General features: G+C 56.4%; 21 protein-coding genes. 4 read left to right on the forward strand and 17 right to left on the reverse strand.

Annotation, left to right across the window (positions count from 1 at the left end):
• Positions 1–158 precede the first annotated feature (158 nt).
• Complete coding sequence (locus AXW79_RS01640) at positions 159–566, forward strand: H-NS family histone-like protein (RefSeq protein WP_005315078.1); 408 nt, start codon at positions 159–161, stop codon at positions 564–566.
• 66 nt (positions 567–632) lie between these two features.
• Here the strand turns inward: AXW79_RS01640 and AXW79_RS01645 are convergent, their stop codons facing one another.
• From AXW79_RS01645 to AXW79_RS01665, 5 genes are all read right to left on the reverse strand, one after another.
• A complete protein-coding gene (locus AXW79_RS01645; protein ID WP_011898638.1) occupies positions 633–1196 on the reverse strand; it encodes a cob(I)yrinic acid a,c-diamide adenosyltransferase in 564 nt (187 codons plus the stop codon).
• Positions 1193–1423 (reverse strand): DUF3820 family protein, encoded by a 231-nt coding sequence (locus AXW79_RS01650; RefSeq protein WP_005315061.1) that lies wholly within the window; start codon positions 1421–1423, stop codon positions 1193–1195. Before AXW79_RS01650 ends, AXW79_RS01645 begins: the two co-directional genes overlap by 4 nt.
• 1 nt (position 1424) lies before the next feature.
• Positions 1425–2096: a 7-carboxy-7-deazaguanine synthase QueE gene (gene queE / locus AXW79_RS01655; RefSeq protein WP_005315059.1), complete on the reverse strand. Its 672-nt coding sequence runs from the start codon at positions 2094–2096 to the stop codon at positions 1425–1427.
• Positions 2097–2157: 61 nt separating this feature from the next.
• Positions 2158–2865: a 7-cyano-7-deazaguanine synthase QueC gene (gene queC / locus AXW79_RS01660; protein ID WP_005315057.1), complete on the reverse strand. Its 708-nt coding sequence runs from the start codon at positions 2863–2865 to the stop codon at positions 2158–2160.
• A 23-nt stretch (positions 2866–2888) separates the two neighbouring features.
• A complete protein-coding gene (locus tag AXW79_RS01665; protein ID WP_085941447.1) occupies positions 2889–3578 on the reverse strand; it encodes a tRNA-uridine aminocarboxypropyltransferase in 690 nt (229 codons plus the stop codon).
• On the opposite strand from AXW79_RS01665, the gene rrtA reads away from it, so the two are divergent.
• Positions 3508–4086, forward strand: a complete 579-nt coding sequence (gene rrtA, locus AXW79_RS01670) for a rhombosortase (protein ID WP_011898635.1) — start codon at positions 3508–3510, stop codon at positions 4084–4086. The two genes, AXW79_RS01665 and rrtA, sit on opposite strands and share 71 nt — an antisense overlap.
• Before the next feature lie 73 nt (positions 4087–4159).
• On the opposite strand, the gene pyrF is transcribed toward rrtA, so the two are convergent.
• The 6 genes from pyrF to cmk form a co-directional block, all read right to left on the reverse strand.
• Positions 4160–4861, reverse strand: coding sequence for an orotidine-5'-phosphate decarboxylase (gene pyrF, locus AXW79_RS01675; protein ID WP_005315048.1), 702 nt, complete (start codon positions 4859–4861; stop codon positions 4160–4162).
• 110 nt (positions 4862–4971) lie between these two features.
• Positions 4972–6138, reverse strand: a complete 1167-nt coding sequence (lapB, locus tag AXW79_RS01680; protein ID WP_005315046.1) for a lipopolysaccharide assembly protein LapB — start codon at positions 6136–6138, stop codon at positions 4972–4974.
• Between the two features lie 9 nt (positions 6139–6147).
• Complete coding sequence (locus AXW79_RS01685; protein ID WP_005315045.1) at positions 6148–6432, reverse strand: LapA family protein; 285 nt, start codon at positions 6430–6432, stop codon at positions 6148–6150.
• Between the two features lie 156 nt (positions 6433–6588).
• A complete protein-coding gene (ihfB, locus tag AXW79_RS01690) occupies positions 6589–6873 on the reverse strand; it encodes an integration host factor subunit beta (protein WP_005299934.1) in 285 nt (94 codons plus the stop codon).
• Between the two features lie 92 nt (positions 6874–6965).
• Positions 6966–8636, reverse strand: a complete 1671-nt coding sequence (gene rpsA / locus AXW79_RS01695; protein WP_005315043.1) for a 30S ribosomal protein S1 — start codon at positions 8634–8636, stop codon at positions 6966–6968.
• A gap of 94 nt (positions 8637–8730) precedes the next feature.
• Positions 8731–9423, reverse strand: a complete 693-nt coding sequence (gene cmk / locus AXW79_RS01700) for a (d)CMP kinase (protein ID WP_005315040.1) — start codon at positions 9421–9423, stop codon at positions 8731–8733.
• A 248-nt stretch (positions 9424–9671) separates the two neighbouring features.
• On the opposite strand from cmk, the gene ribA reads away from it, so the two are divergent.
• Positions 9672–10265 carry a GTP cyclohydrolase II gene (ribA, locus tag AXW79_RS01705; RefSeq protein WP_005315038.1) on the forward strand — a complete coding sequence of 198 codons (594 nt, stop codon included), beginning with the start codon at positions 9672–9674 and terminating at the stop codon, positions 10263–10265.
• A 145-nt stretch (positions 10266–10410) separates the two neighbouring features.
• Here ribA and cysB read toward each other — a convergent pair whose 3' ends face one another.
• Both cysB and AXW79_RS01715 read right to left on the reverse strand, forming a co-directional pair.
• Entirely contained in the window at positions 10411–11385 is a 975-nt protein-coding gene (gene cysB / locus AXW79_RS01710) for an HTH-type transcriptional regulator CysB (RefSeq protein ID WP_005315034.1), read from the reverse strand.
• Positions 11386–11458: 73 nt separating this feature from the next.
• Positions 11459–12322 carry a LysR family transcriptional regulator gene (locus tag AXW79_RS01715; RefSeq protein WP_005315031.1) on the reverse strand — a complete coding sequence of 288 codons (864 nt, stop codon included), beginning with the start codon at positions 12320–12322 and terminating at the stop codon, positions 11459–11461.
• Positions 12323–12415: 93 nt separating this feature from the next.
• On the opposite strand from AXW79_RS01715, the gene AXW79_RS01720 reads away from it, so the two are divergent.
• Entirely contained in the window at positions 12416–13624 is a 1209-nt protein-coding gene (locus tag AXW79_RS01720) for an MFS transporter (RefSeq protein WP_005315028.1), read from the forward strand.
• A gap of 44 nt (positions 13625–13668) precedes the next feature.
• Here AXW79_RS01720 and AXW79_RS01725 read toward each other — a convergent pair whose 3' ends face one another.
• From AXW79_RS01725 to AXW79_RS01740, 4 genes are all read right to left on the reverse strand, one after another.
• Complete coding sequence (locus tag AXW79_RS01725) at positions 13669–14223, reverse strand: VOC family protein (RefSeq protein WP_005315026.1); 555 nt, start codon at positions 14221–14223, stop codon at positions 13669–13671.
• On the reverse strand, positions 14217–14981 hold the full coding sequence (locus AXW79_RS01730) for a hypothetical protein (protein WP_005315024.1): 765 nt from the start codon (positions 14979–14981) through the stop codon (positions 14217–14219). Before AXW79_RS01730 ends, AXW79_RS01725 begins: the two co-directional genes overlap by 7 nt.
• 189 nt (positions 14982–15170) lie before the next feature.
• The gene (gene nfsA, locus AXW79_RS01735; RefSeq protein ID WP_005315023.1) at positions 15171–15896 is read right to left on the reverse strand and encodes an oxygen-insensitive NADPH nitroreductase; all 726 of its coding nucleotides are present in this window, start codon (positions 15894–15896) and stop codon (positions 15171–15173) included.
• Positions 15897–16046: 150 nt separating this feature from the next.
• Positions 16047–17924, reverse strand: a complete 1878-nt coding sequence (locus AXW79_RS01740) for a putative bifunctional diguanylate cyclase/phosphodiesterase (RefSeq protein ID WP_005315022.1) — start codon at positions 17922–17924, stop codon at positions 16047–16049.
• Positions 17925–18032: the final 108 nt, after the last annotated feature.

Raw genomic sequence — 18032 nt, forward strand, 5'->3', positions numbered from 1 at the left:
TTTTGTTTTGCGCATAATGAGAACGCACAAACTGGACTGAGTTCCCTTCCTCCGGTGATTTACTATTCGGAACAGCTATTTAATAGCAAGCTGGCGTATAAATTACCCAAAATTACTCTTTTCATTTAATTCCCTCCTTTGCTCGCGTGGTGGACACTATGAACGAATTTTTGAAAGTACTGCTGAATATCCGTAGCTTGCGCGCAGCGTGCCGTGAGTTGACTCTGGAACAATTGGAAGAAGGCCTGGAAAAACTCTCTGCTATTGTTGCCGAACGTCAGCAGGATGAAGTCGCCGATCGTCAGGCCCGTGAAGAACATCAGCGCAAAATTAACGAATATACCGAAATGCTGAAAGCCGCTGGCATTGATCCTGCCGAGCTGGTTGGCACAGTGGCTAACGAGCCAGCCAAGGCTGCGAAAAAAGGCAAGCGTGCCCCACGCCCTGCCAAATACCGCTATCTGGATAATGGTGTTGAAAAAACCTGGACCGGTCAGGGCCGTATGCCTTCCGCGATTGCCAAGGCCGTTGCCGAAGGCAAATCCATCGAGGAATTTGCCATCTGATTGGCAAATCACCGACCAATAAAAAACCTCGCACTGCGAGGTTTTTTATTGCCTGATATAACGCCATCAGCCCCGTTCGGCCGCCTTGACCCAGAGCACTTCCGGCGTCCCGGTGCAGGCCAGCAGGTAGCGGGCTATGGTGAAGAACCAGTCACTCAGCCGGTTTACATAGGGCAGTATGGCCGGATTGATCTGCTCTGCACGACTCAAACTCAGCAGCAGGCGCTCACAGCGACGGGTCAGGGTTCGCACTACGTGAGCTTGTGACGCAGCACGGGAACCACTAGGCAAAATGAAATTGCGCAGCAGAGGTAAATTGGCGCTGTAGGCATCGATTTGCTGCTCGAGGCGCAAGGTCCATTCGTTATTTACCTGCCAGATGGCCTCATGCTGGCCATCGCTGGAAAAAGCCAACTCCCCACCCAAATCGAACAACTCTTGCTGCAATAATACCAGGTCGGCTAATAACCCGGTTTCAGCTGCGGGCACCTCCGCAATGAGCAGACCTATATGAGAATTCAATTCATCGATATAGCCATAGGTTTCTACCCGCAGCTCATCCTTGGCCAATTGCACACCATCGGCCAGTCGGGTCATGCCTTTATCGCCCTGCCTCGTATATATCCTCATACCGACATCCTGTTAATAATGGGAACAATCATGGATTCGAGCCCGTTCAGCTTGATTTCATAGGCAAGGGCCAGCGTTTGGCCCAGCGCTCCGGCAGGAAAACCGGTGCGTGCCATCCACACCAGATAGGGCTCCGGAATATCGATAATGCGCCGCCCCTGATATTTGCCGTAAGGCATCTTGTTGGCCAGGGTGAGCAGCACACGCTCGTCGGATAACCACTCCATATTAATCAATATCCAGATATTTATGAGTCTGGATAGATAGCCGCCAATTACGGGCAATACAGACTGCCATCGCCAGCTGGGTCGCACGGGGCTTCTGGCTGATGGGCTGCAGCGCAATTTCCACATCCGGGCGCAAAGTGGCGGTTGCCAGCAGAGCATCGAGCTCCTCGATATGGCGCTCGGTCGCGACCGGGTGCTTTATTTCGTTGGCACGCTCAAGCGCCGATACCAGCACGGGCAGGCCCCCCTTCATACCAATCTTGGGCGAAACTGTGACCCAGGTACTGTCGTGAGTCTTGATCTCGCTGGTACCGCTGGTTTCGATCTGCACCTGATATCCCGCCGCCAGCAAGACGGTGGAGAGCTCATGCAGATCATAGAGGCAAGGCTCGCCCCCCGTGATCACCACATGGCGAGCCTGATAACCCAGCTGCTGGAAACTGGCCAGGATCTGATCCGTGCTCATCTTGCTCCAGCTATCAGACTCGTTGGAGCAGTCCAGCACCGCCTGTACCCCCACTTCACGAGCAGGATCGACAATCCAAGTATGACGGGTATCGCACCAGGGACAACCCACGGGGCAGCCTTGCAGGCGAACGAAGATGGCGGGCAGGCCGGTGAAGATGCCCTCCCCCTGGATGGTCTGGAATATCTCGTTGATTGGGTAGTGCATCACGGTCACGGCTTGTTGCAAAAGTCGCGGATTATACCCCAAGCAAGGGCAAGACGCAGGCTCACAGTACGCTTTTCTCACACAATCCGGTTTTCTCGTACAGCCGGGCCATGATCCCCGCCTTGTCGGCCAGATACAGATCCAGCCCCCGGCTACGCAGTTCGCAAGCCGGGCAAGTGCCGCAACCATCGCCAGCAATGCCGTTATAACAGGTGAGTGTCTGCTGGCGCACCGTCTCCAGGTGGCCGTAGTAATCCGCCAGCGCCCAGGTTTCAGCCTTGTCGAGCCACATCAGCGGGGTTTCAAAACGGATGCAGCGATCAAGCCCCAGAGAGACGGCCTGATTGAGCGACTTGACGAATTCGTCACGGCAATCTGGGTAGCCGGAGAAATCTGTCTCGCACACCCCTGTGATCACCGCCTCGGCACCCACCTGGTAGGCATAGATGGACGCCAGGGTCAGAAACAATATGTTGCGGCCCGGTACGAAGGTGTTGGGCAGGCCATTGTCCTGCAATTCACCACTGACCGGGATCTCGTCCCGGGTCAGGGCCGAGACGGCCAGTTCATTGAGCAGGGTCACATCCATCACCTTGTGGGCGGCGATCCCAAACTGAGTGGCCAACCGGCGAGCAGTCTCAATCTCCTCCCGATGGCGCTGGCCATAATCGAAGGTAATGGCGTGCACCTCGTCATAATGGGCCAGAGCCTGTACCAGACAGGTGGTACTGTCCTGCCCACCACTGAATACCACGACGGCTTTTTTCACGTTCATCACTCCTGGTTTGCAATTCACACGCGGCGACCTTGTGCAAAGTCATGCCACTGCTGGTTTAAATGGGTAAAGAGGGTCATCAGCGGGGCGAAGCGTTCGGGCTCTCCCTCCCACTGGGACAACAGATGGTAGCCAGCCTCCAGGGTCGACAGCGCCTCGGGAAAGGGTTTCTTGCGAATGGAGTACTGGCCAGGGATGGCGCCGAGCTTGATCCTGGGCAACCGCAGCAAGGCCGGATTGCTGTGCAACATGCGATACGCCTTGCGCCAGGTGCCATCGAGCAGGATGAAGCAGACCTTGCCGCCCTCATCGTTTTGCACGATTCGCTCTCGCACCTGATCCAGCCCCAGAGCCTGCTCGTCGGGCCAGAGCAGATAACAGTGCATCTTGGGATCCGCCAGCAAGGCATTGAGCCACTGAGCCCCGGCGAAGTCTTCTCCCACATGAATACGGGCCCGGGTCAGAGACGCGGCCAGCAGAGCGGCTGTACCCTTGGGATGCCCTGCTTCGCTCGGGTGCTGCAGAATATGAAGGGGAGCGAGATGGGATACCTGCCGAATATAATCACAAAGGCAGGCTTTGAGGGCTCTGGTGCAACGTGTACAGTATCGACTGTTCTTGTCGTTGGGCCGTTTCATGTTGTCTGAAAAATCAGGATTGCTCTGGGTTATCACGCTTTCACTCGCCAGCTTGTTGCTCTTTTTCACCGTACCGAATCACCTGCTCTCCTTCGAGCGAGCCCTGATCGCCCAGGGCGAAGGGTGGCGCATCATAACAGGCAATCTGGCCCATACCAATCTGTGGCACCTGCTGCTCAACCTGAGCGGTCTGTGCGTGCTCTACAGTCTGTTTCGGGAATACCTGACGGGTTGCCGCCTGCCGGTACTGCTGTTGCTCTTGGGTTGCGCCGTCGGCCTCGGGATCTGGTGGTGGTGTCCGCAAACCCAGTGGTATATGGGGTTGTCAGGAGCCTTGCACGGCCTGTTCGTATGGGGAGCCTTGCAGGATATCCGCTATCGCCGCTATTCGGGCTGGCTGATGTTGCTGGGGGTGACCATCAAACTGGGGGTGGACTTCTACAGCGCTGGGGGAAGTCCGGTATCTGCCCTTATCGGCGCACGGGTACACATAGAGTCGCATCTGATTGGCTCGGGAGCGGGCCTATTGCTCGGCCTGTTGCCCGTCAGTCTGGGTACCCAAACCGTCAAGGAGTGACTTCTACCGGCAGAGTGCCGTGCCGGCAGAACAGGACAGGCCGGGCGGTCAATCGGCCTGTCCCCTTCAAACCTTATCGCCCTGCCAGCTCGGTATTGATGCTTGAGAGAGTAGCGGCGGGATCATCTGCCTGAGTGATGGGTCGACCAATCACCAGATAGTCAGCCCCTGCATCCATCGCAGCACGCGGCGTCATCACCCGACGCTGATCACCTGCATCAGAGCCCGCAGGACGAATACCTGGCGTCACCAGCTTGAAGTCTGCACCAAGCAAGGCTTTCAGCTCGCGGGCTTCATTGGCGGAACAGACCACCCCATCCAGTCCCGAGGTTTTGACCAGTGTGGCCAGACGGATCACCTGCTCGGCAGGGCTCACATCCAGACCAAGCGGCGCCATGTCGGCTTGCTCCATGCTGGTCAACACTGTCACACCGATCAACAGGGGAGCCTTGTCACCATAGGGAGCCAGCGCCTCCTTGGCGGCACGCATCATCCGCTCGCCACCGCTGGCATGGACATTGACCATCCAGACACCCAGCTCGGCACTGGCGGCCACGGCCTTGGCCACTGTGTTGGGAATGTCGTGAAACTTCAGATCCAGAAAGACATCGAATCCCCTGACCACCAGCTGACGTACAAACTGGGGACCAAACAGGGTGAACATCTCCTTGCCGACCTTGAGGCGGCACTGGGCCGGAGAGATACGTTCAATGAACGCGAAGGCATCGGCCTCGTGCTGATAATCCAGCGCTACCAGTACTTTGGGATCTAGCATCTCACTTCCTATTGATTGTTATCACTATCTGGTTTGTCGCTCACCATCCAGACCCGGCCTGATGGCGCTGCCGCAGCACAGGAAGTACCTGGCATCTCATTTTCTATCGATTACTCACCATCCAGGCCACGGATCGGCTTGATGGAACCCCACTGGCGACAGGATGGGCATTGCCAGAACAGCGAGTGGGTGGCAAAACCACACTGCCGACACTTGTGGGTTGATTTGATCTTGATCTGATCGCCGACCAGTTGTTGCAGCAGCTCCAGACTCTCCTTGGCGGGCCCCTCCTCCGCGCTGGCCAGCTGAAAGCCCACCAACTGGTAGAACCCCTTCATGGAGGGGTGACGGCGCAACTGACGCAATACCAGAGCACGGGCCTGGTTCAGGCCATCGCGCTCCTCCACCAGTTTGGCAAGGGCCAGAGTCACGCTCACCCCGGCGTGATCCTCCACCGCCTGCTCCAGCAAGGGAATCAGTTCGAGGGAACGCCCCTGACGCTGGTAGCACTCTGTGAGGTGAGGGATGGCTTCGGAGGCAAAATCCATGTCCTGCTCGAACACCCGCAGCAGATCCTTACCGGCCTGTTCATAGTCTTGTGCCACCATCGCCAGCTCGGCCAAGCGCAGGCTGGCACGGGCACAGGCAGGATTGACCCCCAGCGCACGTTTGAGCTTGGCGCGCCCCATAGACTCATCGCCATCACGCAAGGCACTCTCCGCCTGTTCGCAATAGAAGTGGGAAATGGGATCGGCCAGCTTCTTGCCCTGATATTTCTGCAGTCGCACTGCGACATCGATGGCCTTGTCCCAGTCACGCAACTGCTGATGGATGATCAACAACTGGGCCAGCGCCGTCTCTTCATAGTCGCTGTCTTCGCACAGCTCGTTCCAGAGCGCTTCGGCGCGGTCGAGCAAACCGGCAGCCAGAAAGTCACGGGCCAGCTCCTGCAACGCAAGCTGACGCTGTTCACGAGTCAACTGACGGGTGACCAGGTTCTGGTGAATCTTGATGGCTCTGTCCACCTCGCCACGCTGGCGAAACAGGTTGCCAAGAGAGAGGTGTGTTTCGATGGTTTCGCTGTCCACTTCCAGCAGCTGGATAAAAAGATCCACCGCCTTGTCCGACTCGTCAGACAGCAAATAGTTGAGGCCCGCCACGTACTGGCGGGAGAATTGATTACTCTGTTTCTGGGTGTCCTGGCGAACACTCCTGCGCCCCATGTACCAGCCATAACCGGCGGCAATGGGCAACAGCAGGAAAAGCAGTTCAAGCATCGAGGGACATTATTCCTTGACTGTCGACCGAGCCAGCTCCAACTCGCGGGATTGACGACGCATGGTGCGATTGAGAGTGCGGTTCTGCATCTTGAGACGCAAGAACAGCAGACCAAAGACCAGCCAGCCCAGCAGGAAGCCACCGCCAAAGAAGAGGCCCAGCAACATGGAGAGCGAAAACTCCCCTTGAGCAATCAAATAATTGAACTGCACCAGCTGACCATTTTGCGAACCGATGGCCAGGGTCAGAATAAACACCAGCACCAGCGGAATGAGGGCCAAGATACGCTTCATAGGAGCTCCCTGTCAGTATCTAATGAAAGGCTGATTATCCTTAAAATCACGGGCAGACTCTAGAGCGAATGGGAAAAGACTTGGAGAAACCAGACAATTGACACAAGAGAAGCCACAAAAACAAAAAAGGCATACCCAAGTATGCCGTTTTCTGCATTATTCAATAATGTTCACGCGCTCGCGCAACTCTTTGCCAGGTTTGAAATGAGGGACATATTTCCCGGTCAGTTCAACCTTGTCCCCGGTCTTGGGATTACGACCCACGCGGGGGGCACGATAGTGCAGTGAAAAACTTCCAAATCCACGGATTTCAATCCGGTCGCCGTTTTGCAAAGTCGATGCCATCTGCTCAAGGATCTCCTTGATGGCAGCTTCGACATCTTTGGCCGGCATATGCATGCGGCTCGCAGCCAATTGTTCGATGAGATCTGATTTGGTCATAACGTTAAATCTCCTTCCCCGATCACATGCAATATTCATTACGCCAATATAAAAAAGGGCGGCGTGAAGCCGCCCTTTTCTTGCATCAAGGATTATTCACCCTTGGCAGCTTTGAACGCTTCCATCATAGCATTGCTGAACACAACTTCTTCTTGTTGGTTCAGGCTATCGATAGCAACACGCTCGTCAGCCTCGTCCTTCGCACGGACAGACAGGCTTACGGTGCGGTTCTTACGATCAACGCCCATGAACTTGGCTTCAACTTCATCACCAACGGACAGTACCAGAGTCGCGTCTTCGACACGGTCACGAGCAGCGTCGGAGGCACGCAGGTAGCCTTCTACGCCGTCAGCCAGTTCGATCACGGCACCCTTGGCATCAACCTCGGTAACCTTACCCTTCACAATAGCACCTTTCTTGTTATCAGACAGGTACTTATTGAACGGGTCTTCTTCGATCTGCTTGACACCCAGGGAGATGCGCTCACGCTCTGGGTCCACTTGCAGAACAACGGCTTCGATCTCGTCGCCTTTCTTGAATTCACGAACTGCTTCTTCACCCTGGTTGTTCCAGGAGATGTCAGACAGGTGAACCAGACCGTCGATGCCGCCGTCCAGACCGATGAAGATACCAAAGTCAGTGATAGACTTGATTTTACCGGAAACACGGTCGCCCTTGGCGTGAGTTTCGGCAAACAGCTGCCACGGGTTGGATTTGCACTGCTTCAGACCCAGGGAGATACGACGACGTTCTTCGTCGATATCCAGAACCATCACGTCAACCACGTCGCCAACGTTAACAACTTTGGACGGGTGGATGTTCTTGTTGGTCCAATCCATCTCGGATACGTGTACCAGGCCTTCAACGCCTTCTTCGATTTCAACGAAGCAGCCGTAGTCGGTCAGGTTGGTCACGCGGCCAGACAGACGGGTGGTCTCCGGGTAACGCTTGGCGATAGCAACCCAGGGATCTTCGCCCAGCTGCTTCAGACCCAGAGATACACGGGTACGCTCGCGGTCGAACTTCAGAACCTTGACTGCGATCTCGTCGCCAACGTTGACGATTTCGGAAGGATGCTTAACGCGCTTCCACGCCATGTCGGTGATGTGCAGCAGGCCGTCAACACCGCCCAGATCTACGAATGCACCGTAGTCGGTCAGGTTCTTGACGATACCCTTGACTTCTTGACCTTCTTGCAGGTTAGCCAGCAGGCTCTCGCGCTCGGAGGTGTTCTCGGTCTCGATCACGGCACGACGGGAAACAACAACGTTGTTGCGCTTCTGGTCCAGCTTGATGACTTTGAACTCGAGTTCTTTGTTTTCCAGGTGAGCGGTGTCACGGATCGGACGCACGTCAACCAGAGAACCCGGCAGGAAGGCACGGATGCCATTCAGTTCAACGGTGAAACCACCCTTGACCTTGCCGTTGATGATACCGATAACGGTAGCTTGCTCTTCGTAAGCTTTTTCAAGCTGCAGCCAGGCTTCGTGGCGCTTGGCTTTTTCACGGGACAGCTTGGTTTCGCCGAAACCATCTTCGATAGAGTCCAGAGCTACGTCAACAGTGTCACCCACACTGATTTCCAGCTCGCCCAGGGCGTTCTTGAATTCTTCAGCCGGGATGGCGGACTCAGATTTCAGACCGGCGTCAACCAGTACGAAACCGTTCTCGATAGCAACGACAGTACCCTTGACGATGGAACCTTGACGGGTTTCAACGGAGTTCAGGGACTCTTCAAAGAGTTGAGCAAAAGATTCGATCATTGTTTATTTCACAAATGAAACATCCACTTGCAATCCGGCACAAGCGGGGCTGTTTTAAATAATCTGCGCCATCCTTGGTGCAGACGACCGGATGTCAGCTTGCGCTGGCATCACCAAGTTGTTGCTCTGCATAGGCGAGCACTGTTGCCAGCACTTCATCTATGGTCATGGAGGTAGAATCCACCACGAGAGCATCTTCTGCCGCTTTAAGGGGCGCTACGGCGCGATTTCTGTCGCGATCGTCACGTTCCCGAATCTCGGTTAAAAGACGCTCAAAGTTAACATCAAAGCCCTTATCTTGCAACTGCTTATAGCGGCGCTGGGCACGTTCTTCCGCACTGGCGTCGAGGAAAATTTTTACCTCTGCGTCCGGAAAAACCACGGTACCCATGTCTCTGCCGTCTGCAATCAGGCCAGGGGTTTGACGAAATGCACGCTGACGACGCAGCAGGGCTTCACGCACCCGAGGAAAGGCAGCAATTTTGCTCGCGGCATTGCCCACCTCTTCGGTACGAATGGTGCGGGAGACATCCTCCCCTTCCAGCACCACCTTGACCTGTTCGCTATCCACCTGGAACTGCACATCCAGATTGGCAGCAAGGGGGACCAGCGCAGCTTCAGAATCGAGTTCCACATCATGGTGCAAGGCAGCCAGGGCCAATACCCGGTAGATGGCGCCGGAATCGAGCAGGTGCCAACCCAGTTTTTCAGCCAGCAACTGACACAAGGTGCCTTTACCGGCACCACTCGGGCCATCGATTGTCATCACGGGGGCCATCTGAGGCATAACTTATCTCCTGCACACTTGTTGCACACATCCCGGAGGGAATGAGGTAATGGGCGCCGATTATACCCAAATGTGCCGAGTCTGGCAGTCGTCAGGGCGCACATTTGCGCAAAAGCCGTCGCGACTGCGTTGTTTATATACAACTGCTCAAGTCATTAAATAGCACAAGGTTTTGTTCTTATGGTTGTTATGGACAAGGCGCGCTAAACTGGCCGCCCTTTTTAAGCAGCTGTAGTAAGGAGCAACCTATGAGCAGCGTTACCCTCGTGGCCAAATCCAAGTTGCCGACCCCCTGGGGCACCTTCACGCTGGTAGGCTTTCAGGAAGCCGGCACCGGCAAGGATCATGCTGCGCTGGTGATGGGCGACGTCAAGGGCGATGAGCCAGTGCTGGGCCGTATTCACTCTGAATGCCTGACCGGAGATGCCTTGTTCAGCCTTCGCTGCGACTGCGGCTTCCAATTGCAGGCCGCCATGGAGAACATCACCAAAGCGGGTCGTGGCGTTTTGTTGTATGTACGCCAGGAAGGGCGTGGCATCGGCCTGCTCAACAAGATCCGGGCCTATCATCTGCAGGATCAGGGCGCCGATACCGTCGAAGCCAATGTGGCGCTGGGCTTTGCTGCCGACATGCGCGACTACACCATCTGTGCCGATATGCTCAAGGCGTTGAACGTCACCAGCCTGCGCCTGATGACCAATAATCCACGCAAGATGAAGGCGATGGAGAGCTTTGGCATTCCGGTGACGGAGCGAGTTCCCCTGCAGGAAGGCCGCAATCCTCACAACGAGTTCTACCTCTCGACCAAAGCGAATAAATTGGACCACATGTTCAAGAAGTGAGCCTCACAACGAGGCCTGCCTTTTGGCCAAAGCGAACAAGCTGGATCACAGGTTCAGAAAATGACTCCGGTGATCAGACGCTGGCATAAAAACGCCTCCCATCGGGAGGCGTTTTTATTGATTCAAGCTGCTGGCTGGCATGACGCTAGCGAACCGGCAGCTCTATATCGGCAAACATGGCATCCACGTCATCGCTGGAGCGCAGCGCGATGGCGCGCTCCACCACATCCCGGGTCAGGTGCGGGGCAAAACGGGTCATGAAGTCATACATATAGGTGCGCAGGAAAGATCCTTTACGAAATCCTATCTTGGTGGTGCTGTGAGCAAACAGATGGCTGGCGTCGAGTGCCACCAAATCGGTATCAACCTGCTGATCCAGCGCCATGGTCGCCATCACCCCTATCCCGACGCCCAGTCGAACATAGGTTTTGATCACATCGGCATCGGTCGCGGTAAAGACGATATTGGGCTCGAAACCGGCCCGATTGAAGGCGAGATCCAGCTCGGAGCGGCCGGTAAATCCGAACACATAGGTCACCAGCGGGAAGCGGGCGATATCGGCAATGGAGAGCTTGCCAACCTGGGTCAAGGGGTGTCCCTTGGGAACAATGACGCTGCGATTCCAGTGGTAGCAAGGCAGCATGATGAGATCTTCATACAGGTGCAGCGCCTCGGTGGCGATGGCAAAGTCAGCTTGCCCCTTGACCACGGCTTCACTGATCTGGGTCGGGGTACCCTGGTGCATGTGCAGAGACACCTTGGGGAAGCGCTTGATGAAGCCCTTGATCACATCGGGCAGCGCATAACGAGCCTGGGTATGGGTGGTCGCAATATGCAGCGTGCCTTGCTCGGGATGGGTATGCTGGCTCGCCACCGATTTGATGCTCTCCACCTTGCCCAGGATCTCGTTGGCAATCTTGATCACGTCCCGCCCTGCCGGAGTGATCTGGGTCAGATGCTTGCCGCTGCGCTCGAAAATCTGGATACCCAGCTCATCTTCCAGCATGCGCACCTGCTTGCTGATCCCTGGCTGAGAGGTGTAGAGGCTCTCTGCCGTTGCCGACACGTTCAGTCTGTGATTGGCAACCTCAACGATATAACGCAACTGTTGGAGTTTCATGATGTTAGGCTCTAAAGGCGACTTGAACTAATACTAACAAACTTTTGCCTGATAGCCTTTCCTTCTTGGCCATTTATGGCTTGGCTTGCGCCAGCAGGAAATCACGCAGGGCACGGTTCGCCATGGAGAGCGGATCGCCACGCCGCCACGCCACACAGAGATCAAGAAAAATGGGGGGAGCAAACGAGATTCCAGTGAGTGAAGGCTCCTCATCCAGCACCATCCGCAGGAAGGTAGTCACCGCAAATCCCTGCTTGACCACCGCCTTGAGCAGGGGGATCAGATTGCTTTCAAACGCAATGTCAGGCTCACACCCCAGCTCCTGAGCCAATGCTTCCATGTGTTCACGGTGATAAAAACCTCGTCGGAACATGGCCAGCTCCTGGTCAAAAAACTGGGTCAGTGACACGGCCTGAGCATATCGCAACGGATGCTCTTCCCCCACCACCATCAACATCTCTTCGCGCAGCAACTGGGCACCTTCCAGCGCAGGTGGCAGATCGCTGGTGATCAGGATGGCCAGATCCAGGGTGCCATCCACCATGCGGCTCAGCAACTCGCGTGAGCCAGCCGCTTCTACCCGGATCTTCAGACCGGGGTAACGATGCTTGAAGGCCATCAGGATCGGAGGAAAATAGTAAGAACCCATCATGTAGGGGATACCGATGCGCACCTCGCCACGCTCCAGCCCTTTCAGCTCGGCCATCTCGGCTTCTGCCTGATGCATCTGCAATAACAGCCGCTCGGCATGACGACAGAGCACCTCCCCCTCCGGAGTAAGCCGCACGTTGCGATCCTGCCTGTCGAACAGCCGCAGCTCCAGCTTGGCAATGGCCATGCTGATGGCTGGCTGGGCTATATGGAGGCCATTGGCCGCCTTAGTGAAGGAACCGGCATCCCGTACCGCCAGCAAATAGGTGAGCTGCTTCAAGTCCATATCAATTAATCTTATTAGATGGATAACTTAAATATATTATATTTATGCCCTGTGGCGCACTACTCTGCACAAAAGCCGTCAGGACAACTGCACATGATCGAAGTAGGTAGCCGCGAATGGATGCGCGCCACCCTGGCCCTGAGCCTGGGTTCCTTCCTGGTATTTCTCAACCTCTACCAGACCCACCCCTTGCTGCCACTGCTGGCAAATGTCTTCTCCGTCAGCTCGCTGTCGGCAGGCTGGACACTGGCTGGCTGCACTGCGGGGCTTGCCACCTCCCTGCTGATTTGCGCCCGCCTCGCGGACAGGTTCGGCCGGCGCCGTATCATGCTGTGGACCCTGGGCGGAGCTATTTTGCTCTCCCTGCTCATCAGCTTGGTAAACCAGTTTGAGCAGTTATTGCTGTTGAGGATATTGCAGGGGGTACTGCTGGCCGGGTTACCCGCCACTGCCATCGCCTATATGGGAGAAGAATTCAGCAAGCGTGCCCTCCTCTCAGCCGTCGGTGTCTACATCGCCGCCAACTCGCTCGGGGGCATAGCGGGCCGTGTCGTCGGCGGCTTGCTGGCAGGCTGGTTTGGCGACTGGCAACACACCTTTCTCGGCATTGGCTTGATAAGCCTGATCCTGCTGCCCCTCGTCATCTGGTTATTGCCCGCCCAGACCCGCTTTGTGCCCGTTGTTGCAGAGCCCGGTCAATTCCAGCGGGCCATCAGCAGCCATCTCGGCAATCCGCTGCTGGTCGGTGCCTATCTCATCGGCGGGCTCAACTTCATGGTGTTTTTGAACCAGTACAGCTACCTCACCTTCCTGCTGGCCAAGGCCCCTTTCTCCCTGCCCACCCAGTGGCTCGGCATGCTGTTCCTGACCTATCTGTCGGGCACTGTCGCCTCCTCCTTGAGCGGCCGTTGTGCTCACTGCTGGGGGGCACAGCGCCTGCTGCTGGCGGGGATCTCGCTGATGGCGCTGGGCAGTGCGCTGCTGCTGCATGGCTCGCTGGCAGCCATACTGACGGGGTTGCTCATCTCAAGTTTCGGTTTCTTTCTTGCCCACGCCTGTGCCAGTGCCTGGGTCGGTCAGCACGTGGAGCACAATCGGGCGCTGGCATCGTCACTCTATCTGGTGGGGTATTATCTGGGCGCAAGCCTGGGAGGCCTCTACCTTCACCCTTTCTGGGAGCGGGGTGGCTTGGGAGGATTGGTGCTCGGCATCGAGCTGGTACTGGTGATCACAGCGGGCTTGAGCCTCTGGCTAGGTCATCTGAAGGGGCGCAGCGCTCGCCCCCGAGCCTGCCATACCTGACGACAACAACAGGGGAAAACATGAAACGCCTCCCCCTGCACGGATCAGATACCGTCGTAGTAACCAGCAGGCACAGGCACAACGGCGCCGGTATGCAACTCTTCCTCAATCACCTCGGCCAAGGATCGCAGGTGAAACTTGATCTGACCAGAGGCCAGCATCAGGCCCACATCCGGGTTGCGAAGGTCATCGATATTCGCGGTCTTGAACGGCAGATCGGGATACACGGCCACCAGTTCATGCAGTGAAGGCACCACCAGCTCGATATGCTCCAGACCTGCCTGATGGTTGCGCCCCGGTTTGGGCGCGGCCAGTTCTATGCAGGGAACGCTGACATGACCACATAACACGGACTGGTAAAGCTGATAGGTGGCGATGGGGCGCCCCCCAATCATGCCTTCCACCAGCAGGGTGCCCTGTGTCGCCAGTTCGGCATTCAGCTTCTGATACTCGGCCAGACTCGCCGCCCGGTAACAGAGGTGGTCAACATTGATGTTATCGACGTGAACTGCCAGTTGGTCCAGCTCAGCCAATAGCTGACAAACAAATGGGGCCATGGGCCCCAAAGTGGTATCGAGTGGGTGGAACATGATCACCATTTCTTCTTGGGTTGGAACAGGACGTCCAGTTCGTCAGCCTCTTTGTCCTTGATGTTCTGCAGCTCTTTATCGCTGTGCTGCTGCAAATGTTCATCAAGGCCTTGCAGACCTTGCCGCATATCCTCTTCCCTGGCCATCAGATAGGGGTCCTTGTCGGACACGCTGGCCAAGGCGGCAAGCCCCTTGGTATAGAGCTGGCGGCAGGTGCCGTACTGCCCCTGGATCTGCGCATCCATGGCCCGTTTGACCAGGTTGGCGATGTTGATCTTGAGCTGCATCAGCTCAAGGCGACGATCTTCCTGAGCAAAACCGTGAGGGTCTATCTTGCCCTTGTTGTGCTCAACACGCAGCACTGCCCGCATCTTCTTGACCAGTTGCAGCATCTGAATGGCCTGACGGTCGGATTCGGGGGTCTTGAAGTGGGCTTCATCCTGGCTACTGTAGTTGTCCTGCACATTCTTTATCTGGGTCTGCACATCGGCGATACGCTGCTTGATCTGACCATTGGGCATCACCAGGGCGATCGCCCGGTAAGCATCCAGGATCCGGTGTTGCAGCAGCAGCACTATGTTCTTGGAGAAGGGCACCAAATTGACATTCAGCAGCACCTCTTCGGTCTCGTCCGCCACCGCCTTGTGACGAGCAATCGTCTGGCGCTTGTCGGCTTCTGCCTTCTGCTTATATTGCTGCATCACGTTATAGGCGATAACCAGAAACAGGAGTGCGCCAATAGACAGCAATACCAAGGTTAAAATCATAGGATGTCCAAACTCCTGTCCCAATCCAATTGCGTGATCCTACAACAGCTTACCCACTTAAGGTAGCCCGCACCGCAGAGCTTACCCACGATTTATTATCCTCCCCTGTCTCAAAACAGACAGAGGAGCTCAGGATCATGCAGCGATGGCAACACTGTCATTACCTCATAGTATCGCCCATCGGGCCCATTACTTGAGGTTGAACCCTTTCGATTGCAGGAATTCCTGCATGAAAGGACGCGCCTCTTTGCCGAGAACGGACCGGATCTGGCTGCTCCAGGTCTGCTGCTTGTTGTTGCTGCTGCGGGCCTCATAGTACGACTGGATCTGCTGATCATATTGTGCGAGCAAGGGGCGATCCAGCTCGGCGCTATAGTGGTTCTCATGTACCACCAGTGCCCTCGGCAGACGGGGCTTCTGCTCTGGCTCCTGCGCCGGATGGCCCAGACACAGACCAAACAGTGGTATTACCTGATGGGGTAAGCCCAGCGCCTCGCTCACGGCGGCTGGATTGTTGCGGATACCACCGATATAAACGCCACCCAGCCCCAGTGATTGGGCTGCCAGCAGGGCATTCTGGGCCATCAAAGCACCGTCAATGGCACCGATCAGCAGTTGTTCGACAAAGCCGGTCTGGGCATCTGCCACTATCTGGGTGTGGCGCTGATAATCGGCGCAGAACACCAGAAACTCGGCGGCCTGGGCAACATATGCCTGATGCCCCGCCAGTTCGGCGAGCAGGGTACGCAAGGCCTGGTCCGTCACCCGAACTATGCTGTTGGCCTGCAGGAAGCTGGAGCTGGATGCCGACTGAGCGGCGCTCAGGATCTGGTCAAGCTGCACCGGCGTAATGGGCTCAGGCGTAAACTGGCGGATGGATCTGTGGGAGAGAATAAGGTCGATGGTCGGGTTCATGATGCCTCCTGGAAGAAGGCCACACTCTACCCAAAAAAACGCAGCGGCCCAAGACCATCCCGGAGGAGGATGACGGCATCTGCGTTGAACCTATTCCGCCAATGGATAAGTACCAGCCTTGCAGCAGACCGCAAACCGATTCTCTTCTACCTAAGCCACCGTCATCGGCTTGCTGAACAGAAAGCCCTGAAAGACGTGGCAACCCTGAGCTCGCAGCGCTGCGAGCTCGTTTTCATCTTCCACTCCTTCCGCCATGATGCCAAGCCCCAGGCTGGTTGCCATGGCCACTGTGGCCCGGATCACCGGCAGGTTCAGCCCCACCACGAATGAGCGGTCCAGCTTGATGGTATCGATGGGCAGCCGGTTCAGGTAGGCCAGCGACGAATAGCCGGTACCAAAATCGTCGATGGCGATCTTGATGCCCTGCTCGCTCAGGCCATCGAGGATCTCGATGCAGCCTTTCATGTCCAGCATCAAGACGGTTTCGGTCAGCTCCAGGGTAAGCAGGCTGGCATCCACGCCATACGCCTTGAGTTGCTGGGCCACCAGTTCCGGCAAGGAGGTAGATAGCTGGAAACCGGAGAGATTGACCGACACAGGCACCCTTACTTGACATGCTTGCTGCCAATGGGCCATCTGGGCCAGTGCCGTCGAGAGCACCCAGCTGCCTATCTCCCGAATAAGGCCCATCTCCTCGGCCAGCTGAATGAACTCCACTGGTGAGACATGGCCAAGGACGGGATTGTGCCAGCGCAGCAGTGCTTCAAAGCCAATCAGTTTGCCCTGTGCCACATCCACCTGGGGCTGATAACAGAGGCTCAGCTCCTGCCGACCGATGGCCTTGGCCAGAAACTGCTTCAGGGTCAGCTTGCGATGTAAGGTCTGCTGCATGCTGGGGGTAAACCGCTGCCAGCGCAGGCGTCCCATCTGCTTGGCCTGATACATGGCCATGTCGGCGCGAGTAATGAGGGTGTCACCGTCATCCGCATCGTCCGGGTAGATGGCTATGCCTATGCTGCCGCCTATGGTCACTTCGGGCACACCGCTCAGCTGCAACGGTTTGGTCATCTGGGAGAGCATGAGATCGGCTACCTCCTGCGCCCTGTCGCTGGAATGGGCCAGCGGCACCAGGGCGGTAAACTCGTCACCGCCGAGGCGCGCCAGCTCCACATCGCGCGGACAGACTTGCTTGAGCCTACCAGCCACCCGTTCCAGCAGGCGATCGCCTGCCTTGTGGCCATAGTTGTCGTTGACCAGCTTGAAGTTGTCCAAATCCATGAACACCAGCGCAAAGCGCCCGCCCATGCCGCAATAAGCCTCGAGGGACTTCATCAGACCATAGCGATTGAGCAGCCCGGTGAGCGAGTCGTGCCAGGCCAGATGGCGGTGCTCCAGCTCTTCGAGTTTGCGGTCGGTAATATCGCGCATGGTGAGCAATATCTGTGCCCCCTGCTGGATATGCCGAAACTGATACTGGAACCAGCGCATCCCCTTCCGGGTACGACACTCCCCTTCTGCCACCACCTCGTCGAGGCGTGAGAGCTTCTGGTAGAAAGCTTCATTGTTGCCGGAAAACACCTGGGAGAGCTGACTGACCTGATTGCCGAAGCAGGTGTCGAAGTGGTGGTTGCCACTTTCGAGCCGCCCCTGATTGTCAAATAGACAGGCAAGGGTATCGCCGGTAGCGAGGGAGGACTCCTGATAGAGGGTATCGGCGTCGATCACCGCCTCTGTCATCATCATCAGGCGGCCGGCCAGCTGAATGCCAGACAACCGCAGGTAGATCTGTTTTTTGATCCCCTTGGGGGAGAGCGTCCACCACTCGCTGTAACTGCGCCCCTGCTGGAAATCACCGAGGTAGCGTTGCAGCAGCAGATCGATGGCGGCAGCCATGTCGGCAGAGAAGTCCCGCGCTTGCAGTTCGGCAAGCGAGCTGGCTTCCCATACCCCCAATGCGGTACGGTTGGCCCAGTAAATATGATGATGCCGGATGTCATAAACCCAGATAGGGGTATGCAGGACATCCATCCCGCTCAATAACCGTTCGTCTAAATAACTGATCCTAATAGTTCTACACCTTCGCTGTGCCATAGCCATTCCCGGGGAAAGGAGACACGGTATCCATGAAGTATTTCA

It is taken from the genome of Aeromonas salmonicida subsp. salmonicida, assembly GCF_001643305.1.
GTDB classification, from domain to species: Bacteria; Pseudomonadota; Gammaproteobacteria; order Enterobacterales; family Aeromonadaceae; genus Aeromonas; species Aeromonas salmonicida.

Coding starts and splice junctions, on each gene's coding strand:
- AXW79_RS01640 (WP_005315078.1), top strand. CDS start 159: ATGAACGAATTTTTGAAAGTACTGCTGAATATCCGTAGCTTGCGCGCA.
- AXW79_RS01645 (WP_011898638.1), bottom strand. CDS start 1,196: ATGAGGATATATACGAGGCAGGGCGATAAAGGCATGACCCGACTGGCC.
- AXW79_RS01650 (WP_005315061.1), bottom strand. CDS start 1,423: ATGGAGTGGTTATCCGACGAGCGTGTGCTGCTCACCCTGGCCAACAAG.
- queE (WP_005315059.1), bottom strand. CDS start 2,096: ATGCACTACCCAATCAACGAGATATTCCAGACCATCCAGGGGGAGGGC.
- rrtA (WP_011898635.1), top strand. CDS start 3,508: ATGTTGTCTGAAAAATCAGGATTGCTCTGGGTTATCACGCTTTCACTC.
- pyrF (WP_005315048.1), bottom strand. CDS start 4,861: ATGCTAGATCCCAAAGTACTGGTAGCGCTGGATTATCAGCACGAGGCC.
- lapB (WP_005315046.1), bottom strand. CDS start 6,138: ATGCTTGAACTGCTTTTCCTGCTGTTGCCCATTGCCGCCGGTTATGGC.
- AXW79_RS01685 (WP_005315045.1), bottom strand. CDS start 6,432: ATGAAGCGTATCTTGGCCCTCATTCCGCTGGTGCTGGTGTTTATTCTG.
- ihfB (WP_005299934.1), bottom strand. CDS start 6,873: ATGACCAAATCAGATCTCATCGAACAATTGGCTGCGAGCCGCATGCAT.
- rpsA (WP_005315043.1), bottom strand. CDS start 8,636: ATGATCGAATCTTTTGCTCAACTCTTTGAAGAGTCCCTGAACTCCGTT.
- cmk (WP_005315040.1), bottom strand. CDS start 9,423: ATGCCTCAGATGGCCCCCGTGATGACAATCGATGGCCCGAGTGGTGCC.
- ribA (WP_005315038.1), top strand. CDS start 9,672: ATGAGCAGCGTTACCCTCGTGGCCAAATCCAAGTTGCCGACCCCCTGG.
- cysB (WP_005315034.1), bottom strand. CDS start 11,385: ATGAAACTCCAACAGTTGCGTTATATCGTTGAGGTTGCCAATCACAGA.
- AXW79_RS01715 (WP_005315031.1), bottom strand. CDS start 12,322: ATGGACTTGAAGCAGCTCACCTATTTGCTGGCGGTACGGGATGCCGGT.
- AXW79_RS01720 (WP_005315028.1), top strand. CDS start 12,416: ATGATCGAAGTAGGTAGCCGCGAATGGATGCGCGCCACCCTGGCCCTG.
- AXW79_RS01725 (WP_005315026.1), bottom strand. CDS start 14,223: ATGGTGATCATGTTCCACCCACTCGATACCACTTTGGGGCCCATGGCC.
- AXW79_RS01730 (WP_005315024.1), bottom strand. CDS start 14,981: ATGATTTTAACCTTGGTATTGCTGTCTATTGGCGCACTCCTGTTTCTG.
- nfsA (WP_005315023.1), bottom strand. CDS start 15,896: ATGAACCCGACCATCGACCTTATTCTCTCCCACAGATCCATCCGCCAG.
- AXW79_RS01740 (WP_005315022.1), bottom strand. CDS start 17,924: ATGGATGTCCTGCATACCCCTATCTGGGTTTATGACATCCGGCATCAT.